General features: G+C 67.4%; 26 protein-coding genes. 4 read left to right on the top strand and 22 right to left on the bottom strand.

From position 1 onward, the window contains the following. Positions 1 to 592 (top strand): hypothetical protein (locus VL973_RS02005; RefSeq protein ID WP_325282366.1); only part of this gene is annotated, 592 nt, incomplete at its 5' end. A gap of 114 nt (positions 593 to 706) precedes the next feature. Here VL973_RS02005 and ruvC read toward each other — a convergent pair. From ruvC to VL973_RS02025, 4 genes are all read right to left on the bottom strand, one after another. Further along, positions 707 to 1,192: a crossover junction endodeoxyribonuclease RuvC gene (gene ruvC, locus VL973_RS02010; RefSeq protein WP_325282367.1), complete on the bottom strand. Its 486-nt coding sequence runs from the start codon at positions 1,190 to 1,192 to the stop codon at positions 707 to 709. Between the two features lie 91 nt (positions 1,193 to 1,283). Beyond that, positions 1,284 to 2,030, bottom strand: a complete 747-nt coding sequence (locus tag VL973_RS02015) for a YebC/PmpR family DNA-binding transcriptional regulator (RefSeq protein WP_325282368.1) — start codon at positions 2,028 to 2,030, stop codon at positions 1,284 to 1,286. Between the two features lie 112 nt (positions 2,031 to 2,142). Next, positions 2,143 to 2,382, bottom strand: a complete 240-nt coding sequence (locus tag VL973_RS02020; RefSeq protein ID WP_325282369.1) for a DUF2312 domain-containing protein — start codon at positions 2,380 to 2,382, stop codon at positions 2,143 to 2,145. A gap of 109 nt (positions 2,383 to 2,491) precedes the next feature. Then, positions 2,492 to 3,844 (bottom strand): metal-dependent hydrolase family protein, encoded by a 1,353-nt coding sequence (locus VL973_RS02025; RefSeq protein ID WP_325282370.1) that lies wholly within the window; start codon positions 3,842 to 3,844, stop codon positions 2,492 to 2,494. 88 nt (positions 3,845 to 3,932) lie between these two features. On the opposite strand from VL973_RS02025, the gene VL973_RS02030 reads away from it, so the two are divergent. From VL973_RS02030 to VL973_RS02040, 3 genes are read left to right on the top strand one after another with little or no spacing between them, the layout of a single operon-like run. Further along, entirely contained in the window at positions 3,933 to 4,157 is a 225-nt protein-coding gene (locus VL973_RS02030) for a DUF1272 domain-containing protein (protein WP_325282371.1), read from the top strand. Beyond that, the gene (thiD, locus tag VL973_RS02035) at positions 4,154 to 5,347 is read left to right on the top strand and encodes a bifunctional hydroxymethylpyrimidine kinase/phosphomethylpyrimidine kinase (protein WP_325282372.1); all 1,194 of its coding nucleotides are present in this window, start codon (positions 4,154 to 4,156) and stop codon (positions 5,345 to 5,347) included. The genes VL973_RS02030 and thiD overlap by 4 nt, the downstream gene beginning before the upstream one ends. Further along, on the top strand, positions 5,340 to 5,951 hold the full coding sequence (locus tag VL973_RS02040; RefSeq protein ID WP_325282373.1) for a ribonuclease HII: 612 nt from the start codon (positions 5,340 to 5,342) through the stop codon (positions 5,949 to 5,951). The genes thiD and VL973_RS02040 overlap by 8 nt, the downstream gene beginning before the upstream one ends. Before the next feature lie 5 nt (positions 5,952 to 5,956). On the opposite strand, the gene fliS is transcribed toward VL973_RS02040, so the two are convergent. From fliS to VL973_RS02130, 18 genes are read right to left on the bottom strand one after another with little or no spacing between them, the layout of a single operon-like run. Further along, a complete protein-coding gene (gene fliS, locus VL973_RS02045; RefSeq protein WP_325282374.1) occupies positions 5,957 to 6,355 on the bottom strand; it encodes a flagellar export chaperone FliS in 399 nt (132 codons plus the stop codon). A gap of 2 nt (positions 6,356 to 6,357) precedes the next feature. Next, positions 6,358 to 7,800, bottom strand: coding sequence for a flagellar filament capping protein FliD (gene fliD, locus VL973_RS02050; RefSeq protein ID WP_325282375.1), 1,443 nt, complete (start codon positions 7,798 to 7,800; stop codon positions 6,358 to 6,360). 46 nt (positions 7,801 to 7,846) lie between these two features. Continuing rightward, complete coding sequence (gene flhB, locus VL973_RS02055; RefSeq protein WP_325282376.1) at positions 7,847 to 8,980, bottom strand: flagellar type III secretion system protein FlhB; 1,134 nt, start codon at positions 8,978 to 8,980, stop codon at positions 7,847 to 7,849. Further along, positions 8,981 to 9,754 (bottom strand): flagellar biosynthetic protein FliR, encoded by a 774-nt coding sequence (fliR, locus tag VL973_RS02060; protein WP_325282377.1) that lies wholly within the window; start codon positions 9,752 to 9,754, stop codon positions 8,981 to 8,983. 4 nt (positions 9,755 to 9,758) lie between these two features. Further along, entirely contained in the window at positions 9,759 to 10,028 is a 270-nt protein-coding gene (gene fliQ, locus VL973_RS02065; RefSeq protein WP_325282378.1) for a flagellar biosynthesis protein FliQ, read from the bottom strand. Positions 10,029 to 10,032: 4 nt separating this feature from the next. Continuing rightward, the gene (gene fliP / locus VL973_RS02070; protein ID WP_325282399.1) at positions 10,033 to 10,830 is read right to left on the bottom strand and encodes a flagellar type III secretion system pore protein FliP; all 798 of its coding nucleotides are present in this window, start codon (positions 10,828 to 10,830) and stop codon (positions 10,033 to 10,035) included. Then, positions 10,830 to 11,084, bottom strand: a complete 255-nt coding sequence (locus VL973_RS02075; protein WP_325282379.1) for a flagellar biosynthetic protein FliO — start codon at positions 11,082 to 11,084, stop codon at positions 10,830 to 10,832. Before VL973_RS02075 ends, fliP begins: the two co-directional genes overlap by 1 nt. A 4-nt stretch (positions 11,085 to 11,088) precedes the next feature. Further along, positions 11,089 to 11,394 (bottom strand): flagellar motor switch protein FliN, encoded by a 306-nt coding sequence (fliN, locus tag VL973_RS02080; RefSeq protein WP_325282380.1) that lies wholly within the window; start codon positions 11,392 to 11,394, stop codon positions 11,089 to 11,091. Continuing rightward, on the bottom strand, positions 11,391 to 12,344 hold the full coding sequence (locus VL973_RS02085; protein ID WP_325282381.1) for a flagellar motor switch protein FliM: 954 nt from the start codon (positions 12,342 to 12,344) through the stop codon (positions 11,391 to 11,393). The genes fliN and VL973_RS02085 overlap by 4 nt, the downstream gene beginning before the upstream one ends. 6 nt (positions 12,345 to 12,350) lie before the next feature. Beyond that, positions 12,351 to 12,941 carry a flagellar basal body-associated FliL family protein gene (locus tag VL973_RS02090; protein ID WP_325282382.1) on the bottom strand — a complete coding sequence of 197 codons (591 nt, stop codon included), beginning with the start codon at positions 12,939 to 12,941 and terminating at the stop codon, positions 12,351 to 12,353. An 18-nt stretch (positions 12,942 to 12,959) separates the two neighbouring features. Continuing rightward, positions 12,960 to 15,227 carry a flagellar hook-length control protein FliK gene (locus VL973_RS02095; RefSeq protein ID WP_325282383.1) on the bottom strand — a complete coding sequence of 756 codons (2,268 nt, stop codon included), beginning with the start codon at positions 15,225 to 15,227 and terminating at the stop codon, positions 12,960 to 12,962. Positions 15,228 to 15,239: 12 nt separating this feature from the next. Beyond that, positions 15,240 to 15,671: a hypothetical protein gene (locus tag VL973_RS02100; protein WP_325282384.1), complete on the bottom strand. Its 432-nt coding sequence runs from the start codon at positions 15,669 to 15,671 to the stop codon at positions 15,240 to 15,242. After that, entirely contained in the window at positions 15,661 to 16,992 is a 1,332-nt protein-coding gene (locus tag VL973_RS02105) for a FliI/YscN family ATPase (protein ID WP_325282385.1), read from the bottom strand. Before VL973_RS02105 ends, VL973_RS02100 begins: the two co-directional genes overlap by 11 nt. After that, on the bottom strand, positions 16,986 to 17,774 hold the full coding sequence (locus VL973_RS02110; RefSeq protein ID WP_325282386.1) for a FliH/SctL family protein: 789 nt from the start codon (positions 17,772 to 17,774) through the stop codon (positions 16,986 to 16,988). The genes VL973_RS02105 and VL973_RS02110 overlap by 7 nt, the downstream gene beginning before the upstream one ends. Then, positions 17,767 to 18,777 (bottom strand): flagellar motor switch protein FliG, encoded by a 1,011-nt coding sequence (gene fliG / locus VL973_RS02115; protein WP_325282387.1) that lies wholly within the window; start codon positions 18,775 to 18,777, stop codon positions 17,767 to 17,769. The genes VL973_RS02110 and fliG overlap by 8 nt, the downstream gene beginning before the upstream one ends. Further along, on the bottom strand, positions 18,774 to 20,465 hold the full coding sequence (gene fliF, locus VL973_RS02120) for a flagellar basal-body MS-ring/collar protein FliF (RefSeq protein WP_325282388.1): 1,692 nt from the start codon (positions 20,463 to 20,465) through the stop codon (positions 18,774 to 18,776). The genes fliG and fliF overlap by 4 nt, the downstream gene beginning before the upstream one ends. Before the next feature lie 6 nt (positions 20,466 to 20,471). Continuing rightward, the gene (gene fliE, locus VL973_RS02125; protein WP_325282389.1) at positions 20,472 to 20,843 is read right to left on the bottom strand and encodes a flagellar hook-basal body complex protein FliE; all 372 of its coding nucleotides are present in this window, start codon (positions 20,841 to 20,843) and stop codon (positions 20,472 to 20,474) included. Then, the gene (locus tag VL973_RS02130) at positions 20,840 to 22,096 is read right to left on the bottom strand and encodes a sigma-54 interaction domain-containing protein (protein ID WP_325282390.1); all 1,257 of its coding nucleotides are present in this window, start codon (positions 22,094 to 22,096) and stop codon (positions 20,840 to 20,842) included. The genes fliE and VL973_RS02130 overlap by 4 nt, the downstream gene beginning before the upstream one ends. Positions 22,097 to 22,262 lie beyond the last annotated feature (166 nt).

The raw sequence follows: 22,262 nt of genomic DNA on the forward strand, positions 1-22,262 counted from the left end.
GCATGTAGCTTACCTCAACGACCCGATCCGCTGGCGATCCCGCGATCCTGAACTATTTGATGCTTTGAAAACGATAGTCGATAGCGGCCGCCGGAATGTCGCGGCTTTGGAACGGGCGAACCTCCTTTCGGACGCAACCTACTTCAACGATCCCATTCCCACGATTGGCCCAAGCGTTGAGCGCCGGTCTGGTCGGCTTGCTTGGTTTCGCGCTGCCGTGGACCGGGTATCGGACGCTGAGATTGTATTTCTAGATCCCGACAATGGTCTGGAAACGGCAAATTTTAATCCCGGGCGCAGTAAAGCCGGTAAAAGCGTAGCGCTTTCCGAATTGGAAGGATTGCGTAGACCCCGTCGGACGCTGATTGTCTATCACCACCAAACGCGCATGTCGGGCGGGCATCTGTTAGAATTGGCGCATTGGGGTAAAAGGCTCGCATCTATGGGGTTTTCAGTAGATGCGTTGCGGGCTTCCGCATTTTCTGCTCGTGCATTCTTTCTATTAGACGCTTCTAACGACCTACGGGATAGCGCACGCGCACTATCGCGCGAATGGGGTGATAGGCTTACTTGGCATCCCGATCTTGGTTGAGATGAAGATTGGAATCGAAAATAACAAATTGAAGATTGGCATTCCGCAGATTTTGCGTTCAGTTTGCTAACGCAAAATGTCTGCTTGATTTCGAACGAGGTTATCTGGAATCTATCAAATACCCCGCCGCGCGCTGGCGAGATGGTGGGCGTGGCAGATCGCCACCGCCAGCGCGTCCGCCGCGTCGGGACCGGCGATGGTGATGCCGGGCATCAGCCGCGCGACCATGGCGTGGACCTGCGCCTTTTCCGCGCGGCCGGTGCCGACGACCGATTGCTTGACCAGGCTGGGCGCATATTCGCCGACCTCAAGCCCCGCGCGCCCCGCCGCCGCCAGCAGCACGCCGCGCGCCTGTGCCAGTTTCAGCGTGGAGCGGGCGTTCGAATTGACGAACACTTCCTCGCACGCTGCCGCGATCGGCGCGTGATCGGCGATCAGCGCGGCGGCCATCATGTCGAGATGCGCGAGGCGGCGGGCCAGCGGCGCGGCGGTATCGGTCCGCAGCCGCCCGTTGCCACGATGGATCAGCCGGTTGCCCTGCTGCTCGACCAGACCCCAGCCGGTGGTGCCAAGGCCGGGGTCGAGGCCCAGGATCAGCATCGGCCGTGCGAAGCGTCGCGCGCGGCAAACCCCTCCACCATGTCCTGCGGCCATGGTTCCCCTCCCCGTGCCGGGGAGGTACGGGGCGGGATCATTGGCCCAGCTTCTCCATGATTTCGTCCGAGACTTCGTAATTGCCCCACACGGTCTGGACGTCGTCGTCATCGTCCAGCGCATCGATCAGCTTGAACAGCGTGGCGGCGTCATCCTCGCTGACGGCGACCATCGTCTGCGGCCGCCAGGCGAGCTTGGCGCCTTCGGGTTCGCCCAGCACGGGGGTGATGGCAGTGGCGACTTCGTGCAGCGCGTCCTGCGCGGTCCAGATTTCGTGGCCGTCCTCGCTGGAGGAAACATCCTCCGCGCCCGCTTCCAGCGCGGCTTCGAACACCTTTTCGGCATCGCCCACATCGGCGGGATAGCTGATGAGGCCCATGCGGTCGAAGCCGTGGCTGACCGAACCCAATGCGCCCAGATTGCCGCCATTCTTGCTGACCGCGGTGCGGACATTGGTGGCTGTGCGGTTGCGATTGTCGGTCAGCGCCTCGATGATGAGGCTGACGCCGCCGGGACCAAAGCCCTCATAGCGGATTTCCTCGTAACTGTCGGTATCACCGCCCAGCGCCTTGTCGATCGCGCGCTGGATATTGTCCTTGGGCATCGACTGCGCCTTGGCCGCGTTGACGGCGGCGCGCAGGCGCGGGTTCATGTCGGGATCGGGCGTGCCCATCTTGGCCGCGACGGTGATTTCGCGGCTGAGCTTGGAAAACAGCGACGAGCGCTTCTTATCCTGTGCACCCTTGCGGTGCATGATGTTCTTGAACTTGCTGTGACCTGCCATTGCCGTGCGCGCCTTCCGGGTGCGTTGATCCTGTGGGACGCCGTGCGGTTGCAGATCGGCGCCGATAGGGCGAGCGCTCTAGCCGCACCCGCCCCTTCGGCTCAAGGGGGCGTCAAACGAGGCCGAGTGCCTGCTTGTAGGTTTCGAGCAGCATTTCCGCTTCGTCGCGGTGGTGCTTTTCCATGCGGCGCAGGCGGATGATCGACTTCATCGTCTTGACGTCGAAACCGGTCGACTTGGCTTCGGCATAGACGTCCTTGATGTCGTCGGAGATGCCCTTTTTTTCTTCTTCGAGCCGCTCGACCCGCTCGATCAGGAGGCGCAGCTGCTCGGCGGAGATGTTGTCGCTCATGTCGTCCTTCGTGGTGCTGGATGATGAATCAGGGTCGGGCGAATAGCGTATCGCGCCATTCGCGCAACCGGGGGTGCGGCGGGATGCGTCGCCCCCGCCGCCCGCGCGGTCAGTTCGCAGCCACCGCCTGATGTTCGCCGCCCAGCTTGTGGACCACCCCGCGCCGCATGACGAAGGGGACGGTTTGCAGCCGCGTCACGTCGGCCACTGGATCGCCCGCCACCGCGATGATGTCGGCGTCCTTGCCCACTTCGATCGTGCCGATGCGGTCGGCGCGGCCCAAAAGCGTGGCGGCGTCAATGGTTGCCACGCGGATGGCGCGGGCCGGGTCCATGCCGACATCGGTCATATATTTGAATTCGAGCGCGTTGGTGCCGTGCGGGCCGACGCCCGAATCGGTGCCGAAGGCGATTTTGATGCCGCTGCCGAACGCCTTGCGGTGGCTGGCCTTGACCACGGTGGCGACCTGTTCGGCCTTGGCGACGCTGGCGGGCGGGCGTTCCCCGGCGCGGCCCTGGCGGATCACGCTTTCAAAGGCGTGCATGGTGGGGACCAGATAGGCGCCCTTTTCCTTGAACAGGGCGATTGTCTCGTCATCGATATAGCTGCCATGTTCGATCGAATCGACGCCGGCGCGAAGCGCGGTATCGATGCCCGATTTGCCGTGCGCGTGCGCCGTCGCCTTGCGGCCAAAGGCATGGGCGGTGTCGACGATGGCCTTCATCTCGTCAAAGGTCATCTGCGCCTCAAGCCCGCCGGCGATGTTCGACCCCACGCCGCCTGATGCCGCGAACTTGATGACCTCGGCCCCGGTGAAAATCTGTTCACGCGTGGCGCGGCGGCAATCATCGGGACCGTTGCACAGCTCGGGCGACTGTTCGCGCTCGACATGCGCCAGCTCGCGGCGCAGGCCGTTGGCGTCGCCATGCCCCGCCGTGACCGAGATCATGCGACCGGCGTTGACGATGGTCGGCCCCTCCACTTCGCCCCGCTCGATCGCGTCGCGAAGCGCACGGATGCCACGCGGCTCCCCGCCCAGGTCGCGCACCGTGGTGAAGCCCGCATCCAGCGTCTTGCGCGCCGATGCCATCGCGCCGACGAACTGGTCCTCAAGGTCCTTGTTCGGCGCGTCGAGCCGATCCTGCTGCGGATAGCCCGACGAATAAAAATGGACGTGCATGTCGATGAAACCGGGCAGGACATATTTGTCGCTCAGGTCGACCAGCCGCGCACCGCCCTCCGGTGCGGCAAAGCCGTCGCGGACTTCGGCGATCTTGCCGTCGCGCACGATGATCGTCGAATTGCCCCGCGCCCGCTCGCCCGGACGCGCCAGCAGCGTGCCGGCATGGATATAGCTGACCTGCGCGGCCGGTTTCGCGGCGGGCGCGGGCGGTTGCTGCTGCGCCGCCGCCGGAGCGGCGAATGCAAGCGTGGCGGTGGCGGCAAGAAACGCGAAACGCATCGAAAATCCCCCTTTGTCGTCCTTTGGTGACACCAGACACCAACGCCGCCCGCTTGCCAAGCGGGGCCATGCGCGCGATGGAGGCGCGATGCTGGAAATGCGGCCTGATTGCGAACGCTGTGGCACCGACCTGCCGCCCCAGGCGCATGGTGCGTTCATCTGTTCGTTCGAATGCACCTTCTGTGCCGAATGCGCCGACCAACTCGACGAACATTGCCCCAATTGCGGCGGCGAACTGTCCGACCGCCCGACGCGCACGGGGGAGCGGCTGAAGCGCAATCCCGCCGCCGCCACGCGGCGGCACCGGCCATGACGGCGCGCATCCTGATCGTCGCCGGGTCCGATTCGGGCGGGGGCGCGGGCATTCAGGCCGACATAAAGACGGCGACGATGCTGGGCGCGCACGCCATGACCGCGATCACCGCCGTCACGGCGCAGAACACGATGGGCGTCGCCGCCGTGCATCCGGTGCCGACCGAAATGGTGATCGAACAGATCGATTGCGTGATCCGCGACATCGGCGTCGATGCGGTCAAGATCGGCATGATCGGTTCGGCAAAGACCGCCGTAGCGCTGGCAGCGCGGCTGGCCGAAATGCCCGGCCTGCCGATCGTGTTCGATCCGGTGATGGTGGCGACATCGGGCGCGACGCTGGCCGACGATGCGACGATCGCCGCGTTCGAACGCTTGATGCGCGTCGCCACCGTCACCACGCCCAACCTGCCGGAGTTGAAAGCGCTATCGGGCATGAGCGTGCTGGACAAGGCGGCACAGCGCGAAGCGGCGCAAAGCCTGGTCCAGCGGCGCGGCCGCGCGCTGCTGGTCAAGGGCGGGCATGCCAAGGGGCGGCAGGTGACCGACCGCCTGTTCCAGCCCGCCGAACCGGGTGTGACGCCCGAAATGGAATGGAGCGATCCGCGCATCGACGGCGACGCGACGCACGGCACCGGTTGCACGCTGTCCACCGCGATCGCGTGCGAACTGGCGCGCGACTGGTCGTTGCCCGAAGCGGTCGCGCGTGCGCGCCGGTTCGTGCGGATCGCCATGCAGGATGCGGTGCCGCTGGGGCGGGGGCACGGGCCGATGGCGCAGCAATCGGTGCGCCTCGACCTCAATGCATCGCGCTGGGCGCCGATGCTCAATCATATCAGTGTGCCCGCCCGCGACCTGCCCGCCAGCGAGCATTTCTATCGGCTGCTGGGCCTGCGCCAGATCGTGCGCGCCGAAGATCGTTACGCGCGCTTCGAAAGCGAGGGGGGCGCGACGCTGAGTCTTGAGGCCGAAGAGGCATTGCCCGCGCCGGTCGTGTTCCTGGAATGCGGGGACCTCGACCTGATGGTGGCTTATCTCAAGGCGCAGGGTCTGACCTTCGCGCAAGCGCCACATGACGAACAATGGGGCTGGCGCGAGGCGCGATTGACCGATCCTGCCGACAACATCGTCTGCCTGTATCAGGCGGGCGAGATGCGCCGCTTTCCGCCATGGCGGCTGCGCGATGCCTGATTACAGTTTCGAAGGGCGCCACACCGGCCCCGTCGCCGGCGTGGACGAGGCCGGGCGCGGGCCGCTGGCCGGGCCGGTTGTTGCCGCCGCGGTCATTCTCGACCCCGCCTGCATTCCCGAGGGGCTGAACGATTCCAAGGTGCTGACCGCCGCGCGCCGGGCTGATCTGTGCGCCGCGCTGCTGGACTGCGCGCGCGTCGGTGTGGGTGTCGCCAGCGTCGAGGAAATCGACGAGTTGAACATCCTGTGGGCGACGATGCTGGCGATGACGCGGGCCGTTGAGGCGCTGGACGTAGCGCCCGCGATGGTGCTGGTCGACGGCAATCGCTGTCCGAAATGGGTGTGGCCCAGCCAAGCGGTGGTCGGCGGCGATGCCCGCTGCCTGTCGATCGCCGCCGCATCCATCGTCGCCAAGCACCGGCGCGACGCGATGATGCGCGACTATGATGCGATGTGGCCGGGCTATGGCTGGGCGTCGAACAAGGGCTATGCCGCGCCCGATCACCGCGCCGCGCTCAAGCGGCTGGGACCGTCGCCGATCCACCGCCGCAGCTTCGCGCCGGTGCGCGCCGCGCAGTTGATGCTGGAACTGCCGCCGACCTGAACGGGTCAGTGCCGGACGCTGGCCCAGGCATCAGCGATTTCCTTGAGCTGGGCGGCGGCGTCGCGAAAGGGCAGGGGATCGTTGCCGATGCTGGCTTCGACCACTTGCGAGCGCAGGCCCCGATATAAGGTTGCGAGCGTGCGCGAAACATCGCCGCCGCGCTCGAAATCCAGACCGTTCTCCAGCGCGAACAGGATCGCCGTGGCGCGCGTCAGCCGTTCGCTTTTCATGCGGAAATCATTGTGCTCAATGGCCCATGCCGCCCCGGTCAGCGCGCGGATCGCTTCGCCGTAAAGCAATTCGACCAACGCGTGCGGGTCCGCGCCACCCGTCCGGCTGGCCAGGTCGACGCGCGAATAGGTCGCCGCCGGGTCCCCGGCGAGCGCGGTTGCGTAACGTGCCATCGTCAATCGTTCTGCGCGTTCCAGGCCGCGACCTGCTGTTCGAGGAAACTTTGCGTCGAGCGATAGGATGCCACCCGCGCATCCATGCTGGCGAATTGCTGGGTCATGCGCGTCCTGAGCGTTTCGGCGGCGGTCAGCGCGGCTTCGCGCGCATCGGCGACATCCTCGACCTGATCGGTGTAGCGCGTCTCGCTGGCGCCCAGGCCCATGCGCGTGTCGGTTGCGGCAGTGGCAATCGCCGACATCGCCGCGGGAAGGCCCGCACCCGACGCGAACATCGCCTCCACCGCCTGTGGGTCCGATGACAGGATGCTCACCAGTCGCGCAGTATCGACGCGCAGCGTGCCGTCGCGATTGGTCGCGACGCCGATCTCGGCCAGCGTGCGCGGGCCGCTGGCATCGTCAAGCAGCGGCGTGGCGACGAGGCGGCTGAGCTGGGTCTTGAGGTTGCGCGCGGCCGTGTCGGCGCGCAGGCTGCCGCCCAGCGGATTGGTCGCGGCGCCGATCATCGATTGCAGTTCGTTATAGGTGCTGACGAAATCCTGCACCGCTTGCGACAGCCCCTCGGTGGGGGCGGACGCGCCGATCTGAACCAGCGTGCCGGGCTTTGCCGACACCAGTTCGAGGCGGACGCCGGGGATCAGGTTGTTGATGCTGTTCGACGCGCGCCGCACCGCCACGCCGTCGATCTCCACGATCGCGTCCCGCGCCGCCGTGCCGATGGTCGATGCGCCACCGACGCCGACCGCCAGGTCGGACAGCGCCGCCGGGGCGCTGCCATCCGGGTTTGGCGGCGCGGTGCCGCTGGCCGTCGCGCTCAACGTAAAGGCCTGGCTGTCGCCGGTCGCGCCTTTCAGCACCAGCCGCTCGCCGTTCACGTCGCTGACGATGCTGGCGGTGACGCCTGCCTGTTTGGCGTTGATGGCATTGGCGATGCCCGACAGCGTGGAATTGCTTTCGTCGATCACGATGTCGACGGCCGCTCCGCCGCCGGCGGTAAAGCCGGTCATCGCCCCGTTGCCGTCCACGGTGGCCGAACCGAATGTCAGCGTCAGCGTGCCGGTTTCGAACACCGAGTCGCTGCCGTCGATCAGGCCCGAATGGCTGGCCTGCGCCTGGGCGATCTGTTGCACCTCGACGGTGGCCGACACATTGGCGGCATTGCCCCCGGTCAGCAGGCTGGTTCTGACCACGCTGGTGTCGCCGCTGGTCGGCTGGGTCGACAATGATCCGCCGCGCGCCAGCGCCGCCAGCGCGCTGGAAAAGCCGCTGATCGCGCTTTTCAGTTCGGATGCGGCTGAAATCTGCGCCGTCAGCGTTTCCTCACGCTGGTCGAGCACTGCGTTCCGGGTCGAAAACTGCGCGTCCACCAGCCCTTCGACCAGAGCCGAGATGTCGATGCCGGAGCCAACGCCCAGCGTCGACGCAATTGGTGCCAGGGCCATTGGAGCACTCCTTCCATTTCAGGAAACGACCGAAGGGCCGCGTTCTTTAGGCCGTTGCCAGCGCATTGCCGTTTTCATCGAAGCGCGCGTCCAGTGGCACGTCGACCGGCGGCGGCGCGCCGCCCGCGGTCACGTTGACGCCGAACACGAACGCCAGCACCGTGGCGATCGCCAGATACAGGTCGTCGCGCACTTCCTGTCCCTCGCGGCTGGTATAATAGACCGCGCGGGCGAGCGTCGGATATTCGAGCACCGGCACCGTCAACTCCCCCGCCAGCTCGCGGATGGCGAGCGCGGTGGCGCCGCGCCCCTTGGCGACCACCACCGGCACAGTGTCGCGCCCGCGTTCATATCGCAGCGCGACCGCGAAATGGGTCGGGTTGGTCAGCACGACATGCGCTTCGCTCACCGACTTGCGGAAACTGCGCTTGGCCATTTCGTGGCGGCGGCGATGCTGCGCTGCCTTGGCCTCGGGCGAGCCTTCGGTTTCCTTGTGCTCGTCCTTGACCTCCTGCTTGGTCATTCGCAGCTTTTTCAGCCGCTGGAGCATCTGGATCGGCACGTCGATACCGGCGATCAGGACCAGACCCGCCGACATGGCGAGCATGAGCATTGTCAATTGGCTGCCCAGTCCGCCCAGCGCGTTCTGGAGGTCGCTGGACACCACGCCCAGCCCGCGATGCGCCGTCGCCGACAACAGCCACCAGCCGATGCTGCCCAGGAGCACGACCTTGAGCAGCGACTTGCCCAGCTCGATCCAGCCCTGTGGTCCCAGGATGCGTGCCAGCCCGGCACCAGGATTGATGCGCGAAGCCTTGGGCGCGAACAGCTTGCCGTTGAAGGACAGGCCACCCAGCATCGCCTGACTGGCGATGGCGGCGACCATGGTGATGAGCAGCAGCCCGCCCAGCGCCGGCGCCAGTTTCCAACCCGCCTCCGCCAGCGGACGCCATGGCTCGAAATGCTCGACATCGGCACGGCCGAAGGTCAGGCTGGCGATCACCACTTCGCGGATCGCGCCCAGCAGCATCGGCCCGAACGCGACAAGCCAGCCGCAACCCAGCAGCACGACCAGCGCCGCGCCCAGATCGCGCGACTTGAGGATATTGCCTTCCTCCGCGGCCTTTTCGCGCCGCCGTGGTGTCGGGGCTTCGGTCTTTTCGCCCGCGGTCTCCGCCATTCAGCCGAGCACCAGTGTCTTGGCCGCATCCAGTGCCTCGCGCACGATGACGAGCATGTAATCCCCCATCGCGGGCATTGCGACGAAAAGCGCGATGACGCCCAGGAACAGGCTGGCGGGCAGGCCGACCGCGAACAGGTTGAGCGCAGGGGCCGACCGCGACAACATGCCCAAGACGATGTTGAGGCAGAGCAACAGGAACCCGACCGGCAACGCCAGCAGGAACCCGGCGAGAAAGGCATAGCCGCCGAACATCGCGATGTTACGCAGTGCGTTGGCGCCGAGCCACGCCGCGCCAGGCGGCAGCAGTTCATAGGACCTTGCGACCAGATCGACCAGGATCAGGTGCCCGTCGACCGACAGGAACAACAGCGTCAGCAGGATCGACAGGAAACTACCCAGCGCCGGGCTGCTCGCGCCGCGCTGGGGGTCCATCATCGTGGCGAAGCCCAGGCCCATCGACCCGCCGATCACTTCGCTGGCGATCAGCGGCGCGGCGAACGCGATCTGCAGGATGAAGCCCAGCGCAAGGCCGACCAGCGCCTCGGCCGCGATCGACAGGAAGGTGGGCAGCGCGAACACCTGCTCCGGCGCGGCGATCGGCATCGAGCCGGTAATCAGCACGCCGACCGCTGCCGACAGGATGACGCGCACCGTCACCGGCACGCTGACCGCGCCGAAAACGGGCGCGGCGATAAAGGCCGCGCCGATCCGCACCATCGTGAAGATCAGCGTCCAGAGCTGCGGCTCGACAGCAAGGCCAAGGCCCAGCATCGCGCTATCGCACCAAGTCCGGGATGCGTTCGAAGATGCTGACGGTGAAGTCGCTGAGCAGACCCATTATCATGCCGCCGAAGATGACCAGGCTGACGCCCACCACGATCAGCTTGGGCACGAACGACAGCGTCTGTTCCTGAATCGAGGTCGCGGCCTGCACCATGCCCAAGATCAGGCCCGATACCAGCGCGGGCAACAGGATCGGCGCCGAGGCGAGCGCCAGGATCCACATCGCCTGACGCGCGACCGACAGGAAATATTCGGCGTCCATCGCCCTAACTCACGAAACTGTTGGCAAGGCTGCCCATCGTCAGCGCCCAGCCGTCGACCAGCACGAACAGCAACAGCTTGAACGGCAGCGAGATGATTGTCGGCGACATCATCATCATGCCCAGGCTCATCAACACTGTCGCGACGACCAGGTCGATGACGATGAAGGGCAGGAACACCAGAAAGCCGATCTGGAATGCGGTCTTCAGCTCCGATGTTACGAAAGCGGGCAACAGCACCGAAAAGGGCACGTCCTGCGGGCTGGCGTAAGGCCCCGTCTTGGCGATGCCGGAGAACATCGTGATGTCCTTCACGCGGGTCTGTTTCAGCATGAAGGCGTGGAGCGAGGCGCCGCCCGTCTCGATCATCTGTTCGGCACCGATCTGTCCGGCGGCATAGGGCCTGATCGCGGCGTCGTTCACGCGCGTGATCGTCGGCGCCATCACGAACAGCGACAGGAACAGCGACAGGCCGATCAGCACCTGATTGGGCGGCGTCTGTTGCAGGCCCAGCGCCTGGCGCAGGATCGACAGCACGATGATGATCCGGGTAAAGCTGGTCATCATCAGGATGATGCCCGGCAATACCGTGAGCAGGCCCATGATGATGAGCACTTGCAGCGACAGCGCCAGCGGCGCGTCGTTCGCACCGCCCAACTGGCCAAGCGCGCGGTCCAGCGCGTCGCCGACACCCGGCGTGGCGGGGGCCGGGGCGGGCAGCGCCTGTGCCAGCGCGGGTTCGATGGCGAGCGCGCTCAGCACCAGCGTTGCAAGCGCGAACAGGATCGGCCGTGCAAGACGCATCACGCGTCGACCTTGTCGATCAGCGTGACGCCCGACCGGCTGACCGACACCAGCAGGCGGCGTCCTTCGAAATCGAGGACGGCGAGGCGGGTGCCGGTCGCGATCATCATCGTCTCGCGCACTTTCAGCATCCGCTCGCCCTGATTGCCGGGCATCCGCGATTCGAGTCGGCGCCACAGATACAGGCACCCGATCAACAGGCCGCAGACGAGCGGCAGCAGCACGACCAGCTTGAGAACATAGGACCACATCATCGGATCAGCGCACCCGGCGTTCGGGGCTGACCAGTTCGGTCATGCGGACGCCGAAACGTTCGCCCACCGTCACCACTTCGCCGCGGCCGATCAGCGTGCCGTTGACGAACACGTCGAGCAGCTCGTTCGCCTGCCGGTCCAGTTCGATGACACTCGATTCGCCCAGCGCCAGCAATTCGCGCAGCGTCAGGCTGGTCGAACCGATCTCCACCGTCAGCTTGACGTCGACGTCCTGCAACAGCCGGAAATTGGCCGCGACGCCGGGGCTGATCGGCGCGTCCGTTGGAAAGCCGCCGGTCATGTCGTTCATGCGTGAAGATCCTCTTCCTCGAAACTTTCGAGCTGGTGAATGCAGATTGCGGCGCGGCCGTTCTGGGTGCCGACCACGCCGGTGCCCAGTCGATGCGCGCCGACCATGATGGGCACGTGCTGGCCAAAGCTGATCGGAATGACGTCGCCTTCCTTCAGCTCCATCAGTGCGCCCAGCGACATGACGGGTTCGGCGAGCACCGACCGGACGGGAAAGCGAACGCTCATCGCCGCGCGTGTCAGGCCGCCGCGCCAGCGCGGTTCCGGTTCCGCCGTGCGGCCATGAACCTTGGCATTGAGCGACGGGCCGATGGGTTTCAGCGCGGCGACCGGATAAACCAGGTCGACGAACACCGGCTTGTCGGTCCCCGGCGCGATGCCGAACCGGGTGACGATCACCGCGTCGTCGCCATCGAAATCGGACAGCATGGCGGGGTTGATCTCGACCCGGCCGGGCGTGAACTCCAGCCGCGATACCGGTTCCCACGCGATCGACAGGGACTCGACGATGGTGCGGCCCAGCCGTTCGACCAGCGCTTCCGCCGACGCGGAAAACTCGCCGGGCAGGGGATTGGGCGCTTCGCCCAGACCGCCGAAATACAGGTCGAGCAGTTCCAGCGTGAAGCGCCCGTCGATGACCAGCATGGCGTTGCCCGCCGCCGGGTTCATCGCCAGCGGCAGCCACGCGGTCAGCCCCTTTGGCCGTTCGGCAACATAATCGGCAAAGCGCATGACGCTGAGCGGTTCGGCCCAGCTACGCGTCGCGCGGCGCAGGATCGGCTCGAACACGCCGCGCAAGCCGCGCGCGAACCGGGCCGACAGATGTTGCAGGGTATGCAGGTCGCCGAAAGGATTCAGGTTCGCCGTGCCGAGCGCAGCCGCGTGCGTCGCGTCATGCCGCGTGCGCTGGCGTCGATCCGACGCGGCGTTTCCTGAAGCCTCGTTAACCATGCCCGGTCACTGAACAACAAAATTGGTAAAGTAGACGTTACCAATGCCGCCAAAGCCTTCCTTTTCCTTCAGCGTGTCGTTGATCGCTTTCACCAGCCGCTTCTGAAGCTGCTGCTTGCCCTCGGCAGTGAAAACCTGATCCTCGTTGGTTTCCGACAGCGCCATCAGCACGGAAGATCGCACGGCAATTTCGTGCGTTTTCAGGTTGGTGAGCACCTTGTCGTCATAGGCGGTCGATACCGCGACGCCGACCTGGATGAAGTGCACGCTGTCGGCCAGGTTCGAGGTGAATTCCTTTTCCAGCGTGTAATAGTTGGAGGCATATTCCTCGCCGCCCTCACCGCCGGGGGTGCTTTCGCCGCCGCCTTCGCCGCCTTCATCCTCGCCGGCGTGCTTCTGCTCGCTCTTGGGCACCAGCCGGGGGCGGTCCGATTCGGCCTCGGCATGATCGCCGCCGCCACCGATCACGCCGGTCGCATACAGGCCGCCGCCCACGCCGCCGCCGGCCAGGACCAGCGCGCCCACGCCGATCAGCACCCATTTCATCTTGCCGCCCTTTTTCTTCGGCTCGGCGGCCTTGTCCTTGGTGTCGCTCATGTCTCAAAATCCCCGCGATCAGGCGATACGTTCGTCGGTTGATGGGTCGACCGCGCCCGGTTGCGCGCGGCGGTTCGGAAGGGGTGCGTCGGCATCGGGCCGGTGCGGCGCGCGTTGCTGCCCGCCTTGCTGCTCGCCGTGCCCTGCCATGGCTTGGCCGTTCAGTTTCAGCCCGCGCGTCTCGGCCATGTCGGCCAGGCGCGGTGCGGCCTCGGCCAGCAGCGCCTGTGCCTCCGGCGTGGCGGCGTCGAGCATGACGGTGATGCCCTGATCGGTCTCCACCAGCTGCACCGACACTTCACCCAGCGCGTCGGGCGACAGGGTGATGCGCGTTTCACGCGTGCCGCCGCCATCGGCACCCAGCACGGTCTCGATCCGGTCGATCATCGCGGCCAGCCATTCCTGACGCCCGGTATCGACCGGCGTGGCGGCGGTGGCGGCGAGCGGCGCAGACGCATCGTGCGGCGCGATATGAACGACCGCAGCCGCCTCGACCGTTGGCGGCGCGATGCTGGAGAGATCGATGGCAAAGGCGGTGTTGGGCCGTGCACGCAGCAACTGGTCGGTGCGCGCGCCGGTCGGCGTCGCCGGCGCGGCGTCGACGGGAAGCGCCACGATCGGGGCAGATGGTCGTGACTTGCCGGCACGCGGAGCGGCGATCGGCGATGGCGCCGACGCGGCCTTGGCGGTCGCGGGGGCAGCGGTCGCCGGATCGACGATGAACGTGGCAGTGGGCGATGGCGGGCTTTCAGGCCGGGGCGCAGCCGGTTGAGCGATCGTCGCTCGCTCAAAGGTCGCCACGCCGTCGACTGCCGTGGCGGCGGGTGATGCCGGGCTTGCCGGCTGGATTGCAGACGGCTGGGCGATCGGTGCCTGCTCGGCGGTTGGCGCACCCCCGACGGCCATGGGGGCGGGTAATGCCGGACTGGCTGATTGCGGCAGAGCCGGTTGAGCGGTCGCTGACGCCGGTTCCACACTGGCCGTGCGATCGGTGGCGGGCGTGGCGGCTCCCTGGCTTTCCACGCTGACGAAAGGCGGGATTGCGGCGTCGGCCGGGCGCGCGGCGGCGGATTCGGGCGGCACTGCGATCGGTGATGCCCCTGGGCGTTCGGCAGGCGACGGAATCCAGACGGTTTGGGGCGCGGTTGGCGCCGATGCAGTTATGGGGATGCCGCCGTCGGATGGTTGCGTGGCAAGTTTGGGTGCATGCCCTGTAACGTCAGCGGGAAGCGGTGACGCCGTGCTCGCCAGGTCGACCCGGGGGGCGGTCGTCACCTCCGTTATTGATGGCGGATCCAGCGGCGGGCCTTCCAATGTCCTGCCGTTCGATTCAGGTGTCGACCGATCCGCGCGCGGCTGAGGGGAAGCGACCGGGACATCGCCCATGGTCCCAGCCGGGGCGTCGGCATTGTCAGCGGCAGCCATCGGCAACGCGGTCGCCGGGGCGGCGTTCAGCGGCGGCGTGCGCGCAGGCGCGGCCGATGCCGCGGTCAAGGCGAACTGGACGGTCGGGCGATCGACACTTGCCGGTGCAAGCGGGACAGCGACTGCGCCGATGGGCTGCGGCGGTTCGGGCAAAGTGCTGACCGGTTCAGCCTCGGTCGAAACCGCTCGATCATTGTCCGACGCAGGCGGCGCGGCGTCGCTGCTTGGAACGACCGGCGCGTCGCCGGATACGACAGCGGCGGCAACGGTCTTCGCCGCATCGGGCGCTTGCGTCCTGCCGGGGGTCGGGAACGCGACCATTGCCTTTGCCTGCGGCGTCGCAGCGCTCACCGCCTCTCCGGTGGTGGCGAGCGATGAGAATTGTCCAAGCGCGATCGGCGCGCCGGCGAAGCGAACGTCGGCAGTGCCGACAGGCGGCGGCAAGACCTTGCCGGGCGCGGCAGCTTGCTGCCGGTCAGCGGGCGCGGCAGGCGCGGCCATCATCAGCGCCTGATCGGCGGTGATGGCGGTGGGTATTGCCTGTGATATCGTCGTGGCGACACTCAATGTCGGCTGTCCGCCGGTCCCGGCAAGGGGCGGGGCGACAAGGGGCGATAGTATCGACTGCACGCCCGCCGGCGACGATATCGTCGTGGTCACCACCAGCGGCGCTTGTTCCCCCGTTGCGGCAGCGGTTGGTCGCGCCATCAGCGGGGCGCCTGTCAACGGCGGAGTCAGGCTGGCTGAACCGAGCAGTGCGGCAAAGGGCGACGGCGCGCGCGCCGTCCGGTCGCCGGGATCAGCGGCGGCGGGTGGGTTCGGGCCGGTGGCACCGAACGAAAGGATAAGATCGGGCAGCATCTACCCGCTCATTCAGCAAGGATCGTGCCGGTTTTGCGCGCGGGTCGGCGGCAAGTCCTCCAGCGCGCGGATCGCCTTGAGCGCGGCGGCGTGTTCGGCGCGCGCGATCAGCTTTTCGACCGCGCTCTGATCGCGACGTGCCTCCCGCGTGGCGGCCTGTGCGCTGGCCAGCCCGTGATGCGCCGACGCGACGCGCGCTTCGGCCATGTCGGCTGAGGCGTGCAGCCGGTCGCGGTAATGCGCGGCGGCGGCGAAGCCCAGCGCATCGGTGGGGCGCGGAGAAGGGGCGGGGGCCGCATCGGCGGCCAGTTCGGCGATACGGGTCTTGAGCGCCGTCTCGCTCGCTACCCGTTCGGCGGCACGCGCTTCCTCGGCGCGCGTCAGGCCCAGTTGCAGCGTGCGGACGCGCAGGATGCGGTCGAGCTTTTTCGGGTCAGCCGGCATTGCCGAACACGCCCGTCAGCTCGGCCACGGCATCGCCAAGCGACACAACCTCGTTCGCGTCCTGGCGGATATATTCGAGGACGGCGCCATGCGCGGCGATGGCGGCGTCGATCGCCGGGTCCGCGCCCGCGCGATACGCGCCCATCAGCACAAGGTCGCGATTTTCCTCATAGGTCGCCAGGTGTCGGCGCAGCGTGCGCGCGGCCAGCACATGATCGCGCGGCGCAATGTCGGTCATCACGCGACTGACCGATGGGCCGACGTCAATCGCCGGATAGACCCCGCGTTCGGCCAGCGCGCGGCTGAGCACGATATGCCCGTCGAGGATCGAGCGCGCCGAATCGACCACGGGATCGTTGCCGTCATCGCCGTCGGCCAGCACGGTATAGATGGCGGTGATCGACCCGCCGGAGGTGACACAGGTGCCCGCCCGCTCGATCAGGCTGGGCAGCATCGCGATGGCGGACGGCGGATAGCCGCGCGCCGATGCCGGTTCGCCCAGCGCCAGGCCGATTTCCCGCCCGGCATGGGCGACACGGGTCAGCGAATCCATGATGAGCAGCACGCGCTTGCCCTGGGCACGGAACGCCTCCGCAATGGCGGTGGCACGCAGCGCGCCGCGGATCCGCAACACCGGCGAGTGATTGGCGGGCACGGCGACCACGACCGACCTGGCGCGCGCCTCCCCGGAAATCTTGGTTTCGAGGAAGTCGGCGACTTCACGGCTGCGCTCGCCGATCAGGCCGACGACGACGACATCGGCCTGCGCCGCGCGCACGATCATGCCCAGCAGCACCGATTTGCCGACACCCGACCCCGCCATGATGCCGACGCGCTGGCCCTGGCCGATGGTCAGCAGGCCGTTGATCGCGCGCACGCCGACGTCGAGCGGCTGCAACACGCGCCCGCGATCGAGCGGGTTCTGGATATGCCCCGCCAGCGGCCAGCGCCCGGCGCCGCGGATCGGGCCGCGCCCGTCGATCGGCTTGCCCGCACCGTCGACCACCCGACCGAGCAGCGCGGCACCGACTTCTGCCTCGCCCGGCGCACCGATCGGGCGCACCGGCGCCTGCGGCAGCAGGGCAGCGGGACCGCCCAGATTCATCATCAGCGTGCGGTTGCCGCGAAAGCCGATGACCTCAGCCTCGACGCGCGCAGCGCCGTCACCGATCTCGCACACGGTTCCCACCGGCAGCGACAGGCCGACTGCCTCCATCAGCAGGCCGTCATAGGAGGCCAGCCGCCCCGACACCCGCGGGCGCGGCGCAAAGGCGGCCGTGCCGATCGCGCCCAGATAATCGTCGGCGAAGCGGGTCAGCATGTGGGCAGCGGCACTTGGTCAATGGCCTGGGTCAATTGTTCGATCCAGCGGTCGGGACCGTCCTCGACAATGGTCGAAGCGGCTTCGAGGCTGAAGGCACCGCGTGCGATAGTGGCGTCGGCGACGGGGAACACGGTCTTTGGCAAGCGGCCCTCCACCAGCGCCATGTCGGCGGGGTTCAGCCGCAGCATCGCCGATTCGGCCGAATCGGTCAGCAGATCGACGGCGGCATCGATGCGCGCGGCCAGCTTTTCGCCACTGACACCGGCCTCGCCCACCAGTTGCCCGACCAGCGCCAGCACCGTCTGGCGCATCTGCCGCGCAAAGCGTTCGCGGTCGACCCAGGTGGCGCGGGCCAGCGCATGGGTCAGTTCGTCCATCAGCCGGCGATCGCGCGCCTGCGCCGCTGTCGCTTCGTCACCGGCGACGCGCAGACCTTCCTCATATCCCTCGGCGCGCGCGGCGGCGATCGCGTGGGCGGTATCGGGGGCGAGTTCCGGCGCGGCAGCAGCGGCGGCGAACGGGTCCCAGCCTTCGGTCGGATTTACCTCCCGGTCGGCGGGGTGGAAATGGCGCGGCCCATCGGCGGCGGGTTCGGGATGTCGCGGCGGTTGCGCTGCGGCTTCGGGGCGGCCCGGCGCGGTCGGCGCAAACCCCGGCGGCGGGGCAAAGGCACGGCGCAGCGCATCGCCGATATCGTCGTGACGCCCGGCAAAGCCCGCCGAAAAGGCAAGGGGCGGCGTGCTGCCGAACACGGGCTGGGGCGACCAGCTGTCAGACATAGTCATCCTCCCCGCCGCCCATCATGATGGTGCCGTCCTTGGCCAGCGAGCGGGCAGTGGCGATGACCGATTTCTGCGCGTCGAGCACTTCGGTCAGGCGCATCGGCCCGCGCGCCTCCATCTCGTCGCGAATGCCGTCTGCGGCACGCGCCGACATGCAGCCGAGGAACCGGTTACGACCGGCCTCGTCGATGCCCTTGAGCGCGCGGACCAGCAGGTCGGTGTCGATGTTGCGGATCAGCACGCCCAGATTCTTGTCGTCCATGTCGAGCAGGTTCTCGAACACGAACATCGCTTCTTCGATCTGGCGCGCGACCTCGCGGTCGATCTTGGCCAGTTTGGGCATGACGCGCGCTTCGGTCGCCTTGCGCGCGCTCGACAGGATCTTGGCCGCATCCTTGGTGCCGCCCAGTTGCAGTCCCGCGCCCGATTGCGACGACTGGCCGATGCGCGACGACAGCGCCGCCTTCAGCGTCTCGATTGCTTCCGGCGTGATCGGGCCAAGGCTGGCGACGCGGTGCAGGATCTGCGGCTGCATCTGTTCGGGCAGGATTTCCAGCACCTGGGCCGCGACCATCGGGTCCAGATTGGCGATCAGCACGGCGGCGATCTGGGGATGTTCGGTTTCGATAAGGCTGGCGATCTCGTTCGCGTCGAGCCAGTCGAGCAGGTCGATCGCGCACGCGGCCTCCGGCGGGGTGATGCGTGCCAGCACGCTGTCGGCCTTTTCCTGACCCAGCGCCTTGTTCATCATGCCCGCGATCTTGGGGCGGGGATCAAAGCCGATCGCGGTGCGGTCGCGGGCGTGCGCGACAAAGGTGTCGAGCACCGATTCGACTTCTTCCTCGCTGACATCGGCGACGGTGAACATCGCCTTGCCCAGCTGGCGGACCTCCTCAGGTTCCAGCTTTTGCAGGATCGCGGCGGCTTCTTCCTCGCCGACCAGCATCATCAGCACCGCGGCGCGTTCGACGCCGGAGAACTGGCGCAGGGGTTCCATCATGCCGCATCGCCCCGGATCATGTCGCGCACGGCCAGCGCCGCGCGGGTGGGATTGTCACGCGTGAAGCCGCGCACCAGCCCGACGCGTTCGTCATAGCTGCGGGCGGATTGCAGCATTTCGATGCTGACCGGCTCGGGCTGCGCGCCGGTGCTGGCGACCGCGACGGGCTGGCCATCAGGGCCTTCGACCATCGTCACGGCGGACGCTTCGGCCGAAACCTCTCCATCGGCGGCGGGCAGGGCAAGCGCATCGGCGGGCTTTTCGTCGCCGCGCTTCCTCGCGATCGACCGGACGATCGGGCGGACGCCGACGAACAGGATCAACAGCGCAATGACCAGCGCGGTGCCGTTGCGCGCGGCGATCGGAAACCAGTCCGCGTCATACCAGGCGCGTGCATCGGCATCGGTCACTTCGGCGGAGAAGGGACGGCTGATGACCGTCACCTGATCCTGCCGCGCCGCGCTATAGCCGACGGCGGCGCGCACCAGTTCGGTGATCTGGCGGATTTCGGCGGCGGTGCGTGGCTTGGCTCCGGCCGGTTCGCGCAGCAGCACCGCGACCGACAGGCGACTGATATTGCCGGGGGCCGAACGCGTGACCGATACCTGCTTGCCCAGGTCATAGGTGCGGGCATATTCCTCGCTCGCCTTGCCCTCGGCGCGCATCACGCCGGCGCCGGGCTGGGTTTCGGGGTCGTTGGGGTTGGTCAGCGTGGCGGTGGCGGGCGGCGTGTTCGACAGCGCGCCGGGAATGCCGCCGGGGGCGCCCGCGGCGGCCTGTGGGCTTTGCCACTGGCCCTGTTCGGCGCGGATCACGCCGGACTTGTCGAACGTCTCCCGCGTCGCCTGATTCTCGTCCAGATTGACATCGGCCTGCACCTCGGCCGAAAAATTGCCTGCGCCGACCAGCGGCGTCAGCAGCTTGGCCAGTTGCAGGCGGAACTTGTCCTCCACCCGGCGCTGGTAATCGATGCGGGCGTCGCCGGCGCTTGTGCCGGTCTGGCTGTCCTTGGAGGACAATAGCGCGCCCATCTGGTCAACAATGGTCACGTCGTCGGCCTTCATGCCGGGCACCGAACCGGCGACCAGATTGACGATCGAGCGGACCTGGCTGTCGGACAGGGTCCGTCCCGCCTCCAGCCGGACGATGACCGAAGCGGACGGACGCGCATTGTCGCGCACGAACACCGAAGCCTCCGGCGTGGCGAGGTGCACGCGCGCGTCGGTGACAGAGTCGATCTCCGCGATCGAGCGTGCCAGCTCGGTTTCGCGCGCCTGTTTCAGCCGCTCGCCCTCGACCGCGCGGCTGACGCCCATCGGCAACTGGTCGAGAATGGCATAGCCGCCGGGCGCCGCCTTTGGCAGGTCCTGTCCGGCCAGCAACATGCGGGCGCGGTGATAATCATCCTCGCCCACGGTGATCGCGCCCGACGGGTCGATGGTGGACGCGATGCTGGCCGCCGACAGCGCGTCGCTGACGGCGGCCTTGTCGGCATCGGCCAGGTTGGGGAACAGCACGCGCTGTGGCGGCTGGGCGATCATCACCCAGGCAAGCGCGGCGGCGGCGATCAGGCCGATAATGGCGACCAGCGGCATGGCGCGCCGGACGGCAGGTTGCTGGAACAGCCCCTGGGCCTGCTTCAGCGGCTGGGCGAGGGCGGGCGGCAATGTTGCGAGAGCGTTCGACATGGCGCGTTACACCGGCATGCTCATGATGTCCTTGTAGGCGGACAGCAATTTGTTGCGGACTTGCAGCGTGGCTTCAAAACCGACCGAGGCCTGTTGGCGAGCGAGCATCACCTTGGCGATATCGATCGTCTCACCGCGTTCATAGGCGGCCGACAGGTTGCTGGCCTGATGCTGGGCGCGGTTGACCTGACCCAGCGCGCCTTCCAGCGTGTCGGCGAAGTTGCTGACCGCGGGCGCGGCCGATTGCGGTGCAGTAGCGGGCGCGGCCACGTCCTGATTGGCGCGCGACAGCGCCTGGTTCTTCTCGAGGATCTGCTGGCGCATCGCCATGATCCGGTCGACGCTCAAGGCGCCGCCGCCAATGCCGTTCACGCTCATGCCGAAGCCCTCTGATCGGTGATCGTCTCACCTTGTTCACGCAGCCGCGCCAGGCGGTAGCGCAGGGTGCGCTCCGAAATGCCCAGCCGCCGCGCGGTTTCGATCCGGCTGCCGTTGCAGGCGGCCAGCGTGTCGCGGATCGCCTGAAACTCGTGCATCTGCACGATGTTCGACAGGCGTCCATTCCCTTCGTCATTCGCCACGGCGCGCGGCGCGCTGGGGCGGTCGAAGATGATGTCCGACGCCTCGATCCGCTCGCCCGTCGACAGCAGCAGCGCGCGCTGGATGACGTTTTCTAGCTCGCGGACGTTGCCCGGCCAGTCATGCGCGTCCAGCCGGTCGAGCGCGTCGGCCGACAGCCAGGGAAGCTGCGCGCGGCCGCCGCCATGGCGCACGATCATCGCGGTCGCCAGCGCGGGCAGGTCGGCCTTGCGATCGATCAGCGCACGCGTCGACAGCGGGAATACCGACAGCCGGTAATACAGGTCGGCGCGGAAACGGCCGCCCGCCACTTCGTCCTGAAGGTCGCGGTTGGCGCAGGCGATGATGCGGACGTCGATCTTCTCCGGCTCGGTTGCGCCGATCGGCACGACTTCGCGTTCCTGAAGCGCGCGCAGCAGCTTGGCCTGAAGCCCCAGCGGCATCTCCGCGATCTCGTCCAGCAGCAGCGTGCCGCCATTGGCCGCGCGGAAAAAGCCCTGACCGCCCGACGAAGCGCCCGTGAACGACCCCTTGGTATGGCCGAACAGCATCGCTTCCAGCATGGTTTCGGGCAGTGCCGCGCAATTGATCGCGACGAACGGGCCGTCGCGCCGGTCCGACGCGCGGTGGATCGTGCGCGCCAGCACTTCCTTGCCGGTGCCGGTCGGGCCGTTGATGAGCACGGTGATGTCCGATCGGCCGACGCGTTCGGCCAGCGCCAGCAGCGCCAGGCTTTCGGGGTCGGCGGCGACCACCGCATCGGGCTGGCGCAGCATCGCGCTGGCGAAGCCCGCACCGGTCGCGGCGTCGTTGTCATCGAACCCGACCATCGCCGGCGCGCCATCGGTGAAGGGGCGGGCGATCTGACGCCCGCGGGCCACGATCATCGTCTGCGCGGGGACCGCCATCGCTTCGCCGCCCGCGACCAGGAACCGGTCGCCGGGACGCGGCGCGGCGTCGGCATCGGCGATTTCCAGACCCTGCGACCGAAGGACGGACAGCAGCAGATAATGGTCGCGCTGCACCGCGCGCGACGGAATGATCGTTGTCATTGAAAATCGGCCCCCTTGATGATCGCGAAGTAGCGGGGGGTTGGTTAACGACGGGTAAAATCTGCCGGGGGCGGCAAGGATTTTCCGCTCCTGTGGCCCGCGCGCGCGTAGGGATTATATTAACCCCCGCACGGGGCGGTTTTGGCCGGAATCTTTTTGCTAAAGC

The organism is Sphingomonas sp. (genome assembly GCF_035490575.1).
GTDB lineage: Bacteria > Pseudomonadota > Alphaproteobacteria > Sphingomonadales > Sphingomonadaceae > Sphingomonas.

Excerpts from the sequence above, each read along its gene's own strand:
- ruvC (WP_325282367.1), bottom strand. The coding sequence starts at position 1,192 with ATGCTGATCCTGGGCCTCGACCCCGGCCTTGGCACCACCGGCTGGGGT.
- VL973_RS02015 (WP_325282368.1), bottom strand. The coding sequence starts at position 2,030 with ATGGCAGGTCACAGCAAGTTCAAGAACATCATGCACCGCAAGGGTGCA.
- VL973_RS02020 (WP_325282369.1), bottom strand. The coding sequence starts at position 2,382 with ATGAGCGACAACATCTCCGCCGAGCAGCTGCGCCTCCTGATCGAGCGG.
- VL973_RS02025 (WP_325282370.1), bottom strand. The coding sequence starts at position 3,844 with ATGCGTTTCGCGTTTCTTGCCGCCACCGCCACGCTTGCATTCGCCGCT.
- VL973_RS02030 (WP_325282371.1), top strand. The coding sequence starts at position 3,933 with ATGCTGGAAATGCGGCCTGATTGCGAACGCTGTGGCACCGACCTGCCG.
- thiD (WP_325282372.1), top strand. The coding sequence starts at position 4,154 with ATGACGGCGCGCATCCTGATCGTCGCCGGGTCCGATTCGGGCGGGGGC.
- VL973_RS02040 (WP_325282373.1), top strand. The coding sequence starts at position 5,340 with ATGCCTGATTACAGTTTCGAAGGGCGCCACACCGGCCCCGTCGCCGGC.
- fliS (WP_325282374.1), bottom strand. The coding sequence starts at position 6,355 with ATGGCACGTTACGCAACCGCGCTCGCCGGGGACCCGGCGGCGACCTAT.
- fliD (WP_325282375.1), bottom strand. The coding sequence starts at position 7,800 with ATGGCCCTGGCACCAATTGCGTCGACGCTGGGCGTTGGCTCCGGCATC.
- flhB (WP_325282376.1), bottom strand. The coding sequence starts at position 8,980 with ATGGCGGAGACCGCGGGCGAAAAGACCGAAGCCCCGACACCACGGCGG.
- fliR (WP_325282377.1), bottom strand. The coding sequence starts at position 9,754 with ATGCTGGGCCTTGGCCTTGCTGTCGAGCCGCAGCTCTGGACGCTGATC.
- fliQ (WP_325282378.1), bottom strand. The coding sequence starts at position 10,028 with ATGGACGCCGAATATTTCCTGTCGGTCGCGCGTCAGGCGATGTGGATC.
- fliP (WP_325282399.1), bottom strand. The coding sequence starts at position 10,830 with ATGCGTCTTGCACGGCCGATCCTGTTCGCGCTTGCAACGCTGGTGCTG.
- VL973_RS02075 (WP_325282379.1), bottom strand. The coding sequence starts at position 11,084 with ATGATGTGGTCCTATGTTCTCAAGCTGGTCGTGCTGCTGCCGCTCGTC.
- fliN (WP_325282380.1), bottom strand. The coding sequence starts at position 11,394 with ATGAACGACATGACCGGCGGCTTTCCAACGGACGCGCCGATCAGCCCC.
- VL973_RS02085 (WP_325282381.1), bottom strand. The coding sequence starts at position 12,344 with ATGGTTAACGAGGCTTCAGGAAACGCCGCGTCGGATCGACGCCAGCGC.
- VL973_RS02090 (WP_325282382.1), bottom strand. The coding sequence starts at position 12,941 with ATGAGCGACACCAAGGACAAGGCCGCCGAGCCGAAGAAAAAGGGCGGC.
- VL973_RS02095 (WP_325282383.1), bottom strand. The coding sequence starts at position 15,227 with ATGCTGCCCGATCTTATCCTTTCGTTCGGTGCCACCGGCCCGAACCCA.
- VL973_RS02100 (WP_325282384.1), bottom strand. The coding sequence starts at position 15,671 with ATGCCGGCTGACCCGAAAAAGCTCGACCGCATCCTGCGCGTCCGCACG.
- VL973_RS02105 (WP_325282385.1), bottom strand. The coding sequence starts at position 16,992 with ATGCTGACCCGCTTCGCCGACGATTATCTGGGCGCGATCGGCACGGCC.
- VL973_RS02110 (WP_325282386.1), bottom strand. The coding sequence starts at position 17,774 with ATGTCTGACAGCTGGTCGCCCCAGCCCGTGTTCGGCAGCACGCCGCCC.
- fliG (WP_325282387.1), bottom strand. The coding sequence starts at position 18,777 with ATGATGGAACCCCTGCGCCAGTTCTCCGGCGTCGAACGCGCCGCGGTG.
- fliF (WP_325282388.1), bottom strand. The coding sequence starts at position 20,465 with ATGTCGAACGCTCTCGCAACATTGCCGCCCGCCCTCGCCCAGCCGCTG.
- fliE (WP_325282389.1), bottom strand. The coding sequence starts at position 20,843 with ATGAGCGTGAACGGCATTGGCGGCGGCGCCTTGAGCGTCGACCGGATC.
- VL973_RS02130 (WP_325282390.1), bottom strand. The coding sequence starts at position 22,096 with ATGACAACGATCATTCCGTCGCGCGCGGTGCAGCGCGACCATTATCTG.